The sequence below is a fragment of the Methylobacterium carpenticola genome (assembly GCF_042748905.1).
GTDB classification, from domain to species: Bacteria; Pseudomonadota; Alphaproteobacteria; order Rhizobiales; family Beijerinckiaceae; genus Methylobacterium; species Methylobacterium carpenticola.
The window spans coordinates 6729468-6742140 of sequence record NZ_JBHZEO010000001.1 but is presented as its reverse complement, the minus strand read 5'-3'; the positions used below and the strand labels follow the sequence as shown (position 1 = coordinate 6742140).

The following is a 12673-nucleotide window of genomic DNA, read 5'->3' as shown; positions in this document are numbered from 1 at the left end:
AACAAAGCCCGTCAGGTCACCCTGGCGGGCTTCGTCGCGTTCAGGGGGCGAGCAGCCAGTCGCGCAGCAGGGCGCTCGTCTCCGCCGGCCGTTCGAGGGGAGGGAGGTGCCCGCAGGCGGGAAACACGTGCAGGCGCGAGCCGGGAATGCCCGCTTGGATCTCCCGCGCATCGGCCACCGGCGTCAGCACGTCGTCCGCGCCCACCGCCACCAGCGTCGGCACCGCGATCTGCGGCAGCAGCGGCCGGCTGTCGGGCCGGGTCAGGATGGCTTCCTGCTGGCGCAGGAAGGCTGCGCCGCCGACCCGCTCGGCCATCGCCTTGACCGCCTCGCCGACAGGACCATGCACGTGCGAGGCGTGGACGAGCTGCGGCAGCAGGCGCGTGGTGACTCCGGCGAAGCGCCCGACCGCCAGGGAGGCCATGCCGCGGCGCCGCGCGATCACCCGCTCGGGCGGATCAGGGGCTGCGCTGGTATCGAGCAGGGCGAGGCGCGCGACCCGCTCCGGGGCCTGACGCAGGATCTCGAAGGCGACGTAGCCGCCCATCGACAGCCCCACCAGCGCGAAGCGCGGCGGAGCGGCCGCCAGCGCGCGCTGCCCCATGGCGGCGATGCTGTCGTCGAGGGTCAGGTCGGCCACCGCCGCCGCCGCCACGTCCGCGAGCGCGTCGATCGGCGCGCGCCACAGGACGGCGTCGTTGAGCAGCCCGGGCAGGAAGAGCAGCGGCACCGGACTGGCGAAGGTCATGGCGCCGCGGCCTCCCCGAAGACCTGCGCCAGCTCCGCCTCGCCGAGGATCCGGTAGGCGCCCGGCGCCAAGTCCGCCGGCAGGTCGAGCCCTCCGATCCGGTCGCGGTGCAGGGCCGTCACGTGATTGCCCATGGCGGCGAACATCCGGCGGACCTGATGGTAGCGGCCCTCGGTCAGCGTCACGCTCGCGCGCTGCGGCCCCTCGGCGACGAATTCCACCGGCAGGAGCGGTTTGTCCTCACCCTCCAGCATCAGCGTGCCGGACGCGAAGACCGTCCCCTCGTCGCCGCCGAGCGGCCGGGCGAGTTCCACCCGGTAGCGCTTCGACACCTTGGCCTTCGGCGAGATGATCCGGTGCAGGAGCGCTCCGTCATCGGTGAGGAGCAGCAGCCCGGACGTCTCCTTGTCGAGGCGCCCCACCGTCGAGAGCGGGGGGTCCCGGCGCCGCCAGCGCTCCGGCAGCAGGCTGTAGACCAGCGGACCGGCCTCCTTGTGCGAGCAGGTGACGCCGGTCGGCTTGTGCAGCATCAGCGCGAGGCCGGGCGGCGGGTCGAGGGGGGCGCCGTCGACGGTGAGCCGCGCGGGCAGGTCCCGCGTCACCGGAATGCGCGCCTCCGCCGCGGCGAGGGGCGCCCCGTCGAGGACGATGGCGCCGGCCCGCGCCAGGGCCTGGATCTCCCGGCGCGAGCCGTAGCCGAGATTGGCCAGGAGCTTGTCGAGGCGCGAGGTCGGGGCACGGCTCATCGGCGGGCCTCGTAGAGCTTGTAGCCGTTGGCGGCGGCCCGCGGCGTCACCTGCCGGAAGGCCTCGGCCAGCACCGCCTCGTAGGGCAGATGTGCGTTGGCGGTGATCCAGAAGGTGCCGCCGGGGCGCAGGACCTCCGCGGCGCGGCGGATGAAGGCCTGGCCGAGCCCCTGATCCTCGCCGCCATCCTGGTGGAAAGGCGGGTTCGTCACCACGAAGTCGAGACGCCCCGGCACGGCCTCGGGCCGGCGCGCATCCTCCCAGGCGAAGCTCGCCCGCGGATCCTCGACGTTGCGCCGCGCCGCCGCGATCGCCCGCCGGTCGATGTCGATGAGGGCCAGCGCCGTGACCTGGGCCGAGGCCAGCACCGCCCGGGCGATGATGCCGAGGCCGCAGCCGAGATCGGCGCCCCGGCCGGCCAGCGGCGGCAGGTGGTCGAGGAGGAGGGCCGTCCCCGGGTCGATCCGGTTCCAGCTGAAGATGCCCGGCTGCGACCACAGCTGGATCTCGGGCACGAAGCGCGGCGCGCCCCCGGCGATGGCCGCGTCGAGCCCGGCGGGGGCGGCCGGCCGCGCCGCCCGGCAGATGCGGTGGTGGCGCTTGGCCGTCTCGTCCACCGCGCAGCCGAAGGCCGTGAGTTCGCGCCCGAGCCGCGCCCCGCCGCGATCCTTGGGGGCGAGCGCGGTGATTCGGCCGCCCTCCCGCAGGGATCTCAACCCCAGGGCGAGTGCCGCCCGCCGCTCCGCCGTGCCCGGCGGCGCGAGGAGCACGATCTCGGCGAGGGAGCCGGGCGCCACGTCCTCCAGCGCCGCCGCGCCCGGATGGGTGGGCGAGAGCTGGCGCGCGCCCTCCGGCACCGCGCTCAGCTCGGGCGGGGGCAGGCCGTAGACGGCGCTGGTGATGTCCGGGGTCTCGCTTGCGTCCATGCCACGATTCGTCAGGAGAGGGCCGGTTGTCCGATAGGCCGCGCAGGGCGCCCGCGGCAATGGCCTTCGCCCGTGGCCCCGGATCGCTGCGGCCGCGTATGCTTTTCGCCGGCGCGGCTCGGCGCGCCGGCCCGGACAGCTCAGCCATGATCGATCCCCTGATCGCCCTCGGCGTCGTCGCGGCGACCGCGGTGACGGATGCGGCCTACGTGTTCTTCAACGCGGCGGTGGTCGCCCGGCGGCGGGTCCCGGCCGCGAACTGGAGCGCGGTCTGGTACCTGCTCTCCGCCTTCGCGGTGATCAACTACACGGAGAATCCGCTCTACGTCGCCTTCGCGGCTCTCGGCTCCTGGCTCGGCGCCTTCGCCTCGGTGACGTGGCTGGTGCGCCCGGCATCGCCGGATCCGCATCCGCCCGCCTGATCGCTTCGCCCGCCCGGCGGGTTGCGTCCTCCGCCGCCCGCTCGCAGGATGACGCGACCGGTCCGGGGTGGCGCGATGTCCACGCACGACGTCCTCAACCAGACTCCGCCCTTCGCGGACGTGAACCTCGTCGCGGTGGATGCCGTGCTGCGGGGGGCGCTGCGGGCCAACGGGGCCGATCCGGACGATCCCGCCCTCCTCGCCTTCGGGGCCGCCTGGGGAGCGGCGGAGCGGCTCGAAGCCGGCCGGCTCGCCAACGAGAACCCGCCCCGCCTGCGCACGCACGACGCGAGCGGGCGCCGGGCGGACGTGGTCGAGTTCCACCCCGCCTATCACGCCCTGATGGCGGCGAGCGTGGCCGACGGTCTGCACGCCTCGGTTTGGGACGGGCCCGCGCCGCCGCTCCCCTCCGGACGGGGACACGTCGCGCGGGCGGCGCGCCTCTACACGGTGGCGGGAGTGGAGAGCGGCCATCTCTGCCCGATGACGATGACGAGCGCCGCCGTGGCGGCCCTGGCGGCGGCGCCCGGCCACCTCGCCGCGTGGTGGCCGCGCATCACCGCGCGCGTCTACGATCCGCGCTTCCGCCCCTGGTTCGACAAGGCGGGCGTGACCCTCGGCATGGGGATGACCGAGAAGCAGGGGGGCACCGACGTCCGGGCCAACGCCACCCGGGCGGAGCCGTCGGGTGGCGACACCTATGCGCTCACCGGTCACAAGTGGTTCTTCTCCGCGCCGATGTGCGACGCCTTCCTGGTGCTGGCGCAGGCGCCGGAGGGACTCGCCTGCTTCCTCGTGCCCCGCCACCGGCCGGACGGGAGCGTGAACGCCCTCCGGCTCCAGCGGCTCAAGGACAAGCTCGGCAACCGCTCGAACGCCTCCTCGGAGGTCGAGTTCGAGCGCGCCTTCGGCTGGCGCATCGGCGCGGAGGGACGCGGGATCCGCACCATCCTGGCCATGGTCCAGCTCACCCGCCTCGACTGCGCGGTGGCCTCCGCGGGCCTCGCGCGCATGGCCCTCGTGCTGGCGCTCCACCACGCGCGGCACCGCAGCGTCTTCCAGCGCCGCCTCGTCGACCAGCCCGCCATGCGCATGGTGCTGGCGGATCTCGCCCTCTCCGTCGAGGGCCAGACCGCCGTGGCGATGCGGCTCGCCGCGAGCCTCGACCGGGGGGAGGGGGGGCGCGTGCGTCTCCTCACCCCGGCCGTGAAGTACGCGGTCTGCAAGGCCGCCCCGGCCCTGGTCTCCGAGGCCATGGAGTGCCTGGGCGGCAACGGCTACGTGGAGGAGAGCCCGCTCCCGCGCCTCTACCGGGAGGCGCCGGTCAACGCGATCTGGGAGGGCTCGGGCAACGTCATGGCCCTCGACGTGCTGCGCGCCGCCGCCCGCGCGCCCGAGGAGGCGCGGGCGGTGCTCGCCGGTCTCGCGGCGGAGGCGGACGGCCTGCCGGGCGCCCGCGAGGCGGCGCGGGCGGTGGCGGAGGCGCTCTCGGCCCCGGATGCCGAGGCGCGGGCGCGCTTCGCCACCGGACGGCTCGCGGCGCTCGCCGCCGCGGCGGCCCTGGCAGGCTCCGCCCCGCCGGCCATCGCCGAGGCCTATGCGGCGACGCGGCTCGCCCGCGAGCACGGGTTCCACGGCGCTGCGGATCTGGGGCCGGCGGCCGGGCTGCTTCTGGAGCGCGCGCTCCCCTGATCGGCGCTTCCCCCGAAGGTGCCCCTCGACAGCGCCGGGCGAGCGCCTAGATCGGCCGCATGCTGCCCCGCCTGATGATGATCCTGTCGCTCCTCGGCCTCGCCTGCATCGTGCAGGCGCGGGGCCAATCGCCCGCGAGCAACCTCCTCACCGGAACCTGCGAGAAGCTGGTGATCGGCGGACGCGATGCCAGTGCCACCTGCGCCAACGAACTCGTGAACGGCGTGCAGGGCCGGCGCACCACGTTCGAATTCCGCTCCAGCGACGGCACGGTGGTGAGCTTCAGCGGCACCGGCGCCCAGCAGGAGCGTCAGGAGGAGTTCGGCGTCGACGCCTCGCAACCGGTGAGCGTGCTGATCCTCACCAGCAAGGGGCCGGACGGCGCCGTGACGCGCGACACGCTGATGACGGTGGGTTCCTGCCGCTTCCCGCCCTCCGAGGCCGGCACCTCGACGGTGGCGTGCACCGCCGATACCCAGCGCGGCCGCTTCGAGGGGGTTTTCGTGACGAAGGCGAGCGCGCCGAAGCCCTGACGCGGGGTGCGGCGGTGACGCCGCCGTGACAGGCCGCGCCCCGATCACCCCCCCGCGGCGCGCGCCACCGCGCGCTTGACCACCTGCTGGACCTCGACGTTCGACAGGAACAGGTCGTGGTTGATGATGCCGCTGCCGTAATCGGAGGCATCGGCCACCCGCACGCCGAGGGCTTCGAGGCGGTCGCGATCGGCGGCGCCGGCCCGCAGCACGCCGCCCGCGATGGTGCTCGACAGTTCCAGCGCCCGGTCCTTGGTCGAGGAGATCACGGTGATCTTGGTGGCGTCCGGCCCCAGCCGCTCGATCCCCTTGGTGAAGAGGTCGATGTCGATGTCGGGGGCGGCCAGCACCACGGCGCCGAGCCTGCCCATCGCGCCCTCGCCGGCGTCGGCGCGCAGCATGCGCAGCGTCTCCAGCGTCAGGAGCGTGCCCATGGAATGGGCCACGATGTGAATGCGCCCGCCTCCCGAGGGGCCGGCGAGCGCCCGTAGCAGGTCCTCCAGGGCGTCGCGGGACCACAGGGCGCTCTCGCGGTCGTAGCCGTAATCGAAGGTCGAGCCGGCGGAGGGCCACGTGAACAGGCCCGAGACCCCGCGGAACCGGATGCCGGCCGAGAGGCGCGCGGCGCTGACCGACGCGCTCTCGAAGGATTCCCGGTAGCCGTGCACGTAGAGCAGGACGTCGCGGCCGAGCGTCGCCTCCGCGAAGGCGCCCGCGGCGCCCGAGCCGGTATCGACCCGCGACACGCTGCGGATGGTCCAGTCGCCGGTGACCACCGACGACACCTTGCCGATCAGCGAGCGGTCGGGAACGTCGAGGCGCAGCTCCGCGAAGCTCAGGCCCCGCCCGCGCTCGTCGGTGAAGTAGGGGGCGCTCTTGGGGTCGCGGGCGGGCCGCCGGGTCGTCGCCACGAGGAGGACCGGGCTGACGTCGAGAGCCGATTGCTTCTCCGGGCCCACGGCCGCTCCGGTCACCAAGCCCTCGCCCAGGCAGCCGCCGAGCGCGGGGGCGGCGAGCGCGGCGGTGCCGAGCCGCAGCAGCCCGCGGCGGGTGGGGCGTTCGGGCATCATCGGGGAATGGGGCACCTGACAGGATCTCCGCGGCCGCGCTGACGCCCGCCTGATGCGGGGTGATCGTGACCACCGCAGGGCAGGCGGGGCATGGACCCCTCAGCGGCCTCGCGTTGGCGTACCAACGCAAGGCCGCTGAGGTCCTTGATGGGTCTCAGGTTTTTGCCGCAAAAGCGGCGACCGTTGTTGCGAAACCGGCTGAGGCGTTGCCGCGGCGCCACGGCTCTGCCGGTGGATCGGCCAAAGGCCGGCCTCGACGCCACGGCGGGGAGCCGGCAGAAAGGCCGCATGACCCGCGTGTCCGTTCCCGATCTCGACCAGCTCCTCCAGGGCAACCGGGCCGCGCTCGCCCGGGCCATCACCCTCGCCGAATCGAAGCGGGCGGACCACCGCGCCGCCGCGCGCGACCTCCTCGATGCGGCGCTGCCGCATACCGGCAAGGCGGTGCGGGTCGGCATCACCGGCGTGCCGGGGGTGGGCAAGTCCACCACCATCGACGCGCTCGGCGCCAACCTCACGGCGCAGGGCCACAAGGTGGCGGTGCTGGCGGTCGATCCGAGTTCGACCCGCACCGGCGGCTCGATCCTCGGCGACAAGACCCGGATGGCGCGCCTCGCGGTCGATCCGAACGCCTATATCCGGCCCTCCCCCTCCTCCGGCACCCTCGGCGGCGTCGCGGCCAAGACCCGGGAGACCATGCTGCTCTGCGAGGCGGCGGGCTTCGACGTGATCCTGGTCGAGACGGTCGGCGTCGGCCAGTCGGAGACGGCGGTGGCCGATCTCACGGATTTCTTCCTGGTGCTGATGCTGCCGGGGGCCGGCGACGAGCTCCAGGGCATCAAGAAGGGCATCCTCGAACTCGCCGACATGATCGCGGTCAACAAGGCCGACGGCGAGGAGGGGATGCGGCGCGCCAAGGCGGCGGCGGCGGAGTACCGGGCGGCCCTGCACATCCTCACGCCCGCGAGCGCCACCTGGACGCCGCCGGTCGTGACGATCTCCGGGCTGGCCAACCAGGGACTGGACGCTCTCTGGACGGCGATTCTCGATCACCGGAGCAAGCTCACGGCCTCGGGCGAACTCGCGGCCCGGCGCCGGGCGCAGGACGTGAAGTGGATGTGGGCGATGGTCCACGAGCGCCTCCACCAGCGCCTCGTCGGCACCGCCGAGGTGCGGGCGCGGACGGCCGAGGCCGAGAAGGCCGTGGCGGCCGGCGAGCGCTCGGCCGCGGCCGGCGCCGACCTGATCGCCGCGCTGATCGGGCTCTGAGCGGCCTCGCACGGGGCGCTCCGGCTCCCCATGGCCGCGCCGCCCGGCGCGCCTATCTGGTCAGGCACTCACCGGGAGTATCGCCGGGCCGTTTGGGAGACCTGCGCCGCATGACCACCACGTTCTTCCTCGTGCGGCATGCCGCCCACGGCCATCTCGGCCGCACCCTGTGCGGGCGCATGCCGGGCATCCATCTGGGCGAGGAAGGGCAGGCCCAGGCGCGGGCCCTGGCGCGCCGGCTCGCGGGCGAGGGCGTCGCGGCGGTCTATGCGAGCCCGCTGGAGCGGGCGCAGGAAACGGCCGGGCCGATCGCCGCCGCCGCCGGCCTGACCGCGCAGATTCTGCCGGGGCTCAACGAGATCGATTTCGGCGAGTGGTCCGGGCAGAGCTTCGAGGCGCTGCACGACGATCCGCGCTGGGCCGGCTGGAACAATGCCCGGCACGTCACCCGCCCGCCCGGGGGCGAGACCATCCTGGAGGCCCAGGCCCGCGTGATCCGCGCGCTGGAGGATCTGCGCCGCGCCCACGGGGAGGCGCGCCTCGTCCTCGTGAGCCACGCCGACGTCATCAAGCTCGTGCTCGCCTTCGCGCTCGGCCTCGCGCCGGATGCGATGGGCCGCTTCGAGGTCAGCCCGGCCTCGATCAGCGCGGTGGTGCTCGGCGATTGGGGCGCCAAGGTCGAGGGCATCAACGAGCGGGTGGCCGCATGAGCCGGAGCGACGTGCTGCGCGCCCAGGCCGAGGCGCTGGGGCCCTGGTTCCACAACATCGAGATCGCGCCCGGCGTGTTCACGGCGCCCGACCACTTCCTCGGCGACTATCCCAGCGTGAAGTGGCGCGGCTTCGCCCACGCGATCCCGGCCGACCTCAGCGGCCGGAGCGTCCTCGACATCGGCTGCAATGCCGGCTTCTACGCCATCGAGATGAAGCGCCGGGGCGCCGCCCGCGTCGTCGGCCTCGACGAGGATCCGGACTACCTCGCGCAGGGACGCTTCGCGGCGGCGGCGCTCGGCGCCGAGATCGAGTTCCGGCAGGGCTCGGTCTACGACGTGGCGGCGCTGGCTGAGCGCTTCGACATCGTCCTGTTCATGGGCGTGCTCTACCATCTACGCCACCCGCTCCTCGCCCTCGACCTGATCCACGCCCACGCGGCGGCGGACATGCTGGTCTTCCAGTCGATGCAGCGCGGCGCCAAGACCGTTGCGGAGATCCGGCCGGACTACGACTTCTTCGAGATGGACCACTTCGACGCGCCGGACTACCCGAAGCTCCACTTCATCGAGCAGTCCTACGCGGGCGACCCGACCAACTGGTGGACGCCCAACCGCGCCTGCACCGAGGCGATGCTGCGCGCCTCCGGCTTCGTCATCGAGAGCCATCCGGAGGAGGAGGTCTATGTCTGCCGCCGGGGAGAGGCGCCGCCCCTCGCGGCGCCGGTCTACCCGGCAAGGCCGGCCGGCTGAGCAGGCTTCGCAACAATGGCCGCCGGCTTTGCGGCGAAAACCTGCAACACGCCAAGGACTGCAGCGGACGAGGCGTTGGCTTGCCCCTGCCAGTCCGCGGAGGCGCTTACAGGCCGCCCGCCTCGACCACGAAGCGGGCGACCGCGTCCACGCCGTCGCCCTGGCGCAGGCTGGTGAAGACGTAGGGGCGGGCCCCGCGCATGCGCTTGGTGTCCGCCTCCATCACCCCAAGGTCGGCGCCGACCAGGGGCGCGAGATCGGTCTTGTTGATGACGAGCAGATCGGAGCGGGTGATGCCCGGGCCGCCCTTGCGCGGGATCTTCTCGCCCCCCGCCACGTCGATCACGTAGAGGGTCAGGTCGGCGAGTTCGGGGGAGAACGTCGCCGCGAGGTTGTCGCCGCCGGATTCGATCAGGATCAGGTCGAGCGTGGGGAAGCGGCGGCGCATCTCGGCCACGGCCGCGAGGTTGATCGAGGCGTCCTCCCGGATGGCGGTGTGCGGGCAGCCGCCGGTCTCGACGCCCATGATCCGCTCCTCGGGCAGCGCCCCGGCCACGGCGAGGAGCCGGGCATCCTCCTTGGTGTAGATGTCGTTGGTGATAGCGCAGAGGTCGTAGCGGGCGCGCAACGCCTTGCAGAGCCCCTCCATCAGGGCCGTCTTGCCCGACCCGACCGGGCCGCCGATGCCGACCCGCAAAGGTCCATGTCCGAGGGGGCCGTGTCCAGATGTCGTCATGCTGCCTGCTGCTGCGCGAGACCGTTCCGATGAGCGGATTGCGGACGCCCGCGGGCGCCCGGACCGACCCTGACACCGGTGCGCGCCCGCGGCAACGCCTCGCCGCGGTGCGCGGGCCTGCCCGCACTTCGCCCGCTCAGGGCTGCCGGGCGCCGCGACGCAGGCTCTCCTCCGCGCAGACCGCAACGAGATCCGCATCCTCCACCGCGTGGAGCGGGCGGGGGATGCGGATCGCCCGGCTGCGCTCGCCCGCCCGCATCACCAGGACCACGGTCTCGACGTCCGGGCAGCCCGGATCCGCGCAGGCGATCTCGCTCACGGTCAGGGCATCCTCGGGTCCGAGCCCGAGGGCGGGGCCGAGCTGCTCCTTGAGGGCGGCGATGCGCGCCGCATTCGCCGCCGCCCGGGCGCGCCATGCCTTGAGGGAGACGAAGCCCATCGTCAGGCGGCCGAGGCCGTCCAGGCCGGGAACGGATCCGGCAGGTGGCGGAAGAGCTGCGGCTCGAAGCGGGTGGCCGTGGCCGGGCCGACGAGGCAGGCGTCGAGGGCGGCGCGGATCGCCGCCTCGTCGAGATCCAGGCCGATGAAGACGAGTTCCTGGCGCCGGTCGCCCCAGACCGGGCTCCAGTGCCGGTCGAGGAGCCGGCGCCAATCCGGATGGTCCGGCCAATGCCGGCGCGGCACCGCCGCCCACCAGTAGCCCATGCCGCCCGTGCGGGCGATGGCGCCGGCCAGCGAGAACTCGCCCACCCAGTCCGGCCGGGTCGCGAGCCAGAAATGCCCCTTGGCGCGGATCAGGCCCGGCCAGGTGCGGCCGATGAAGGCGGCGAACGCCCCCGGGTCGAACGGCCGGCGCGCCCGGTAGACGAAGGAGCCGATGCCGTATTCCGCGGTCTCCGGTGCGTGGTCCTCCGGCGCGGAGAGTTCCTTGTACCAGAGGGGGTGGCGCTCGGCCTTCTCCTCGCTGAACAGGCCGGTGTTGAGGACCGAGCCGAGCGGCACCCGGCCGTGGCTGGCGGTGACGATGCAGGCATCGGCGTTGAGGCCCCGCACCACCGCCAGCACCTGGGCGAGCTGCGCCGCATCGACGTCGTCGGCCTTGTTGACCACCACCACGTCGGCGAACTCGATCTGCTCGACCAGAAGATCGACCAGGGTGCGCGTATCCGCCTCGCCGGCGGTCTCGCCGCGGTCTCGCAGGAAGTCGTTCGAGCCGTAGTCGCGCAGCAGGTTCATCGCATCGACCACGGTCACCATCGTGTCGAGCCGGGCCACGTCGGACAGGCTCTCCCCCGCCTCGTCGCGGAACGAGAAGGTGCTGGCGACCGGCAGCGGCTCCGCGATGCCGGTGCTCTCGATCAGCAGGTAGTCGAAGCGGCCCTCGCGGGCGAGCCGGCGCACCTCCTGAAGCAGGTCGTCGCGCAACGTGCAGCAGATGCAGCCGTTCGTCATCTCGACGAGCTTCTCGTCGGTCCGCGAGAGATCGGCGCCGCCGCGCACGAGATCGGCGTCGATGTTCACCTCGCTCATGTCGTTGACGATCACGGCGACGCGCCGGCCCTGCCGGTTGTTCAGCACGTGATTGAGGAGCGTGGTCTTCCCCGCTCCGAGGAACCCGGAGAGCACCGTGACGGGGAGGCGGGACGCGGCAGGCTGGATCATGGCTCAGCAACGTTATAGTGTTACATATGCCGATCATGAAGCGGCACTCGGGGGAGCTTGTCAATCGGGGATGCGGCGTTCGCTGTCCGGCGCGACTGCGAGGGCCCACACCGCGGCCTGTACCCCCACCCTGTCCCGGATCTCCTTCCGCTTCGCTCCGGTCGTGCGGGAAAGGGGGAGGCGGTTGCTGGATCGCCCCGCGGTTCTCCGTCAGGAGCGGAAGATGCGGCTGTACTGCGTCTCGTGGCGGAAGCTGCCGAGGTCGAGCCGCACGGTGGCGGCGCCGATGGCGTCGAGGGGCGCGGCCCCCGCCTCCGCCGCGACCGCCGCCACGGCGGGGCTCAGGGCCGCCACGACCCGCGTGCCCGCGCTCTGGCCGACCGGCGCGAGGCGCAGGGCCGCTGAGACGAGGTTCTGCAGGAAGGCCGTGAGATAGCCGGTGAGGAGCGTCGGGCGCGCGATCCCGTGCGCCCCGGCCGCGACCCCGACCGCGACCGGATAGGCGACCGGCCCCGCGAGGCGCTCGGCGACGGCCGCGAGCCCGGGGGCGGGCCAGGCCGCGCGGGTGGCGTCGAGGAAGGAGCGGCCCTGCTGGCTGGTCTCCAGGTGCAGCTCCCGCGAGGGGGCGAGGGCCAGCGCGAGGTCGTTCAGTGCCTCCGCGGCGTCGGCATCGCCGCGCGATCCGGCGTCGTGGGCATGCGCGGCCAGGATCGCGTCGTTGCGCGCGGCCCCGTGCGCCAGCACGTCGGCGAGCCAGTCCCGCAGGCTCGTCTCGTCGCGCACGTCGCCGGCCTCCGCCGCCCATTCGAGCCCGTGCGAGTAGGCGTAGGCCCCCACCGGATAGCCCGGAGAGAGCCAGGACAGCAGCAGCAGCGCGTCGCGGGCCGCGCCCTCAGCCATGGTCGTGATGGGCGTGATCGTGATGGTGGTGGCCGTGCCCGTGGGAATGACCGCCCGCATAGGCGCCGCCCTCGGGACGGAAGGGGCGGAGGATCGGCGTCGCGGTGCCGCCGAGCCCCTCGACCATCGCGGCGAGCACGTGATCCTCGGCGATGAAGACGGCGTCGTCGCCGATCTCGGCCGGGATGTGCCGGTTGCCGATGTGCCAGATCAGGCGCTTGAGGGCGCGGGCATCGGGCGCCCGGATTTCGAGAAGGCGCTCCGGCGCGGCCTCGATCCAGACGAGGCGCCCGTCCTCCAGGCGCAGGGCGTCGCCATCCTCCAGCACCGTCGGCTCGGGGAGGTCGAGCAGGAAGGCGAGCCCGCCGAGGCCCCGCAGGCTGATGCGGCGCCGGTGCCGGTCGCCGTGATCGAGGACGATGCGGTCGACGATCTCGCCGGAAGCGAGGTCGTCCCGGCGCACCACGCGGGTGGCGCGGGGGAGGGGAGCGGGGTGGGGCACGGGCT

15 protein-coding genes are annotated in these 12673 nt (G+C 73.6%); 6 read left to right on the top strand and 9 right to left on the bottom strand.

Annotation, left to right across the window (positions count from 1 at the left end):
* Nucleotides 1-40: 40 nt before the first annotated feature.
* From ACE101_RS31245 to ACE101_RS31235, 3 genes are read right to left on the bottom strand one after another with little or no spacing between them, the layout of a single operon-like run.
* A complete protein-coding gene (locus ACE101_RS31245) occupies nucleotides 41-748 on the bottom strand; it encodes an alpha/beta fold hydrolase (RefSeq protein WP_379138388.1) in 708 nt (235 codons plus the stop codon).
* Nucleotides 745-1494 carry a pseudouridine synthase gene (locus tag ACE101_RS31240; protein WP_379138385.1) on the bottom strand — a complete coding sequence of 250 codons (750 nt, stop codon included), beginning with the start codon at nucleotides 1492-1494 and terminating at the stop codon, nucleotides 745-747. The genes ACE101_RS31245 and ACE101_RS31240 overlap by 4 nt, the downstream gene beginning before the upstream one ends.
* Nucleotides 1491-2420 (bottom strand): class I SAM-dependent methyltransferase, encoded by a 930-nt coding sequence (locus ACE101_RS31235; RefSeq protein WP_379138382.1) that lies wholly within the window; start codon nucleotides 2418-2420, stop codon nucleotides 1491-1493. Before ACE101_RS31235 ends, ACE101_RS31240 begins: the two co-directional genes overlap by 4 nt.
* Nucleotides 2421-2566: 146 nt before the next feature.
* Here ACE101_RS31235 and ACE101_RS31230 point away from each other — a divergent pair, with 146 nt between their 5' ends.
* From ACE101_RS31230 to ACE101_RS31220, 3 genes are all read left to right on the top strand, one after another.
* Nucleotides 2567-2842, top strand: a complete 276-nt coding sequence (locus ACE101_RS31230) for a hypothetical protein (RefSeq protein WP_379138380.1) — start codon at nucleotides 2567-2569, stop codon at nucleotides 2840-2842.
* A gap of 75 nt (nucleotides 2843-2917) precedes the next feature.
* Complete coding sequence (locus ACE101_RS31225; RefSeq protein ID WP_379138377.1) at nucleotides 2918-4534, top strand: acyl-CoA dehydrogenase family protein; 1617 nt, start codon at nucleotides 2918-2920, stop codon at nucleotides 4532-4534.
* Nucleotides 4535-4593: 59 nt separating this feature from the next.
* Nucleotides 4594-5067 carry a hypothetical protein gene (locus ACE101_RS31220; protein ID WP_379138375.1) on the top strand — a complete coding sequence of 158 codons (474 nt, stop codon included), beginning with the start codon at nucleotides 4594-4596 and terminating at the stop codon, nucleotides 5065-5067.
* Between the two features lie 44 nt (nucleotides 5068-5111).
* Here ACE101_RS31220 and ACE101_RS31215 read toward each other — a convergent pair whose 3' ends face one another.
* Nucleotides 5112-6137, bottom strand: coding sequence for an alpha/beta hydrolase (locus ACE101_RS31215; RefSeq protein ID WP_379139067.1), 1026 nt, complete (start codon nucleotides 6135-6137; stop codon nucleotides 5112-5114).
* 288 nt (nucleotides 6138-6425) lie between these two features.
* Between ACE101_RS31215 and meaB the strand changes: the two genes are divergently transcribed.
* The 3 genes from meaB (at nucleotide 6426) to ACE101_RS31200 (ending at nucleotide 8868) form a co-directional block, all read left to right on the top strand.
* Nucleotides 6426-7406 (top strand): methylmalonyl Co-A mutase-associated GTPase MeaB, encoded by a 981-nt coding sequence (gene meaB / locus ACE101_RS31210; RefSeq protein ID WP_379138372.1) that lies wholly within the window; start codon nucleotides 6426-6428, stop codon nucleotides 7404-7406.
* A 110-nt stretch (nucleotides 7407-7516) separates the two neighbouring features.
* Nucleotides 7517-8116 carry a histidine phosphatase family protein gene (locus ACE101_RS31205; RefSeq protein ID WP_379138370.1) on the top strand — a complete coding sequence of 200 codons (600 nt, stop codon included), beginning with the start codon at nucleotides 7517-7519 and terminating at the stop codon, nucleotides 8114-8116.
* Nucleotides 8113-8868 (top strand): TIGR04290 family methyltransferase, encoded by a 756-nt coding sequence (locus tag ACE101_RS31200; RefSeq protein ID WP_379138368.1) that lies wholly within the window; start codon nucleotides 8113-8115, stop codon nucleotides 8866-8868. Before ACE101_RS31205 ends, ACE101_RS31200 begins: the two co-directional genes overlap by 4 nt.
* 106 nt (nucleotides 8869-8974) lie before the next feature.
* On the opposite strand, the gene ureG is transcribed toward ACE101_RS31200, so the two are convergent.
* From ureG to ACE101_RS31175, 5 genes are all read right to left on the bottom strand, one after another.
* Nucleotides 8975-9604: an urease accessory protein UreG gene (ureG, locus tag ACE101_RS31195; RefSeq protein WP_379138365.1), complete on the bottom strand. Its 630-nt coding sequence runs from the start codon at nucleotides 9602-9604 to the stop codon at nucleotides 8975-8977.
* Nucleotides 9605-9740: 136 nt separating this feature from the next.
* Complete coding sequence (locus ACE101_RS31190; RefSeq protein ID WP_379138362.1) at nucleotides 9741-10043, bottom strand: hypothetical protein; 303 nt, start codon at nucleotides 10041-10043, stop codon at nucleotides 9741-9743.
* A gap of 2 nt (nucleotides 10044-10045) precedes the next feature.
* Nucleotides 10046-11266 (bottom strand): zinc metallochaperone GTPase ZigA, encoded by a 1221-nt coding sequence (gene zigA / locus ACE101_RS31185; RefSeq protein ID WP_379138360.1) that lies wholly within the window; start codon nucleotides 11264-11266, stop codon nucleotides 10046-10048.
* A 210-nt stretch (nucleotides 11267-11476) separates the two neighbouring features.
* Nucleotides 11477-12166: an urease accessory protein UreF gene (locus ACE101_RS31180; protein WP_379138357.1), complete on the bottom strand. Its 690-nt coding sequence runs from the start codon at nucleotides 12164-12166 to the stop codon at nucleotides 11477-11479.
* Nucleotides 12159-12668, bottom strand: coding sequence for an urease accessory protein UreE (locus ACE101_RS31175; protein WP_379138354.1), 510 nt, complete (start codon nucleotides 12666-12668; stop codon nucleotides 12159-12161). The genes ACE101_RS31180 and ACE101_RS31175 overlap by 8 nt, the downstream gene beginning before the upstream one ends.
* Nucleotides 12669-12673 lie beyond the last annotated feature (5 nt).

Bases quoted from the DNA above. Each gene is read 5' to 3' on its own strand.
- zigA (WP_379138360.1), bottom strand. From the start codon at position 11,266: ATGATCCAGCCTGCCGCGTCCCGCCTCCCCGTCACGGTGCTCTCCGGG.
- ACE101_RS31215 (WP_379139067.1), bottom strand. From the start codon at position 6,137: ATGATGCCCGAACGCCCCACCCGCCGCGGGCTGCTGCGGCTCGGCACC.
- ACE101_RS31190 (WP_379138362.1), bottom strand. From the start codon at position 10,043: ATGGGCTTCGTCTCCCTCAAGGCATGGCGCGCCCGGGCGGCGGCGAAT.
- ACE101_RS31200 (WP_379138368.1), top strand. From the start codon at position 8,113: ATGAGCCGGAGCGACGTGCTGCGCGCCCAGGCCGAGGCGCTGGGGCCC.
- ACE101_RS31205 (WP_379138370.1), top strand. From the start codon at position 7,517: ATGACCACCACGTTCTTCCTCGTGCGGCATGCCGCCCACGGCCATCTC.
- ACE101_RS31220 (WP_379138375.1), top strand. From the start codon at position 4,594: ATGCTGCCCCGCCTGATGATGATCCTGTCGCTCCTCGGCCTCGCCTGC.
- ureG (WP_379138365.1), bottom strand. From the start codon at position 9,604: ATGACGACATCTGGACACGGCCCCCTCGGACATGGACCTTTGCGGGTC.
- ACE101_RS31180 (WP_379138357.1), bottom strand. From the start codon at position 12,166: ATGGCTGAGGGCGCGGCCCGCGACGCGCTGCTGCTGCTGTCCTGGCTC.
- ACE101_RS31235 (WP_379138382.1), bottom strand. From the start codon at position 2,420: ATGGACGCAAGCGAGACCCCGGACATCACCAGCGCCGTCTACGGCCTG.
- ACE101_RS31245 (WP_379138388.1), bottom strand. From the start codon at position 748: ATGACCTTCGCCAGTCCGGTGCCGCTGCTCTTCCTGCCCGGGCTGCTC.
- ACE101_RS31230 (WP_379138380.1), top strand. From the start codon at position 2,567: ATGATCGATCCCCTGATCGCCCTCGGCGTCGTCGCGGCGACCGCGGTG.
- meaB (WP_379138372.1), top strand. From the start codon at position 6,426: ATGACCCGCGTGTCCGTTCCCGATCTCGACCAGCTCCTCCAGGGCAAC.
- ACE101_RS31225 (WP_379138377.1), top strand. From the start codon at position 2,918: ATGTCCACGCACGACGTCCTCAACCAGACTCCGCCCTTCGCGGACGTG.
- ACE101_RS31240 (WP_379138385.1), bottom strand. From the start codon at position 1,494: ATGAGCCGTGCCCCGACCTCGCGCCTCGACAAGCTCCTGGCCAATCTC.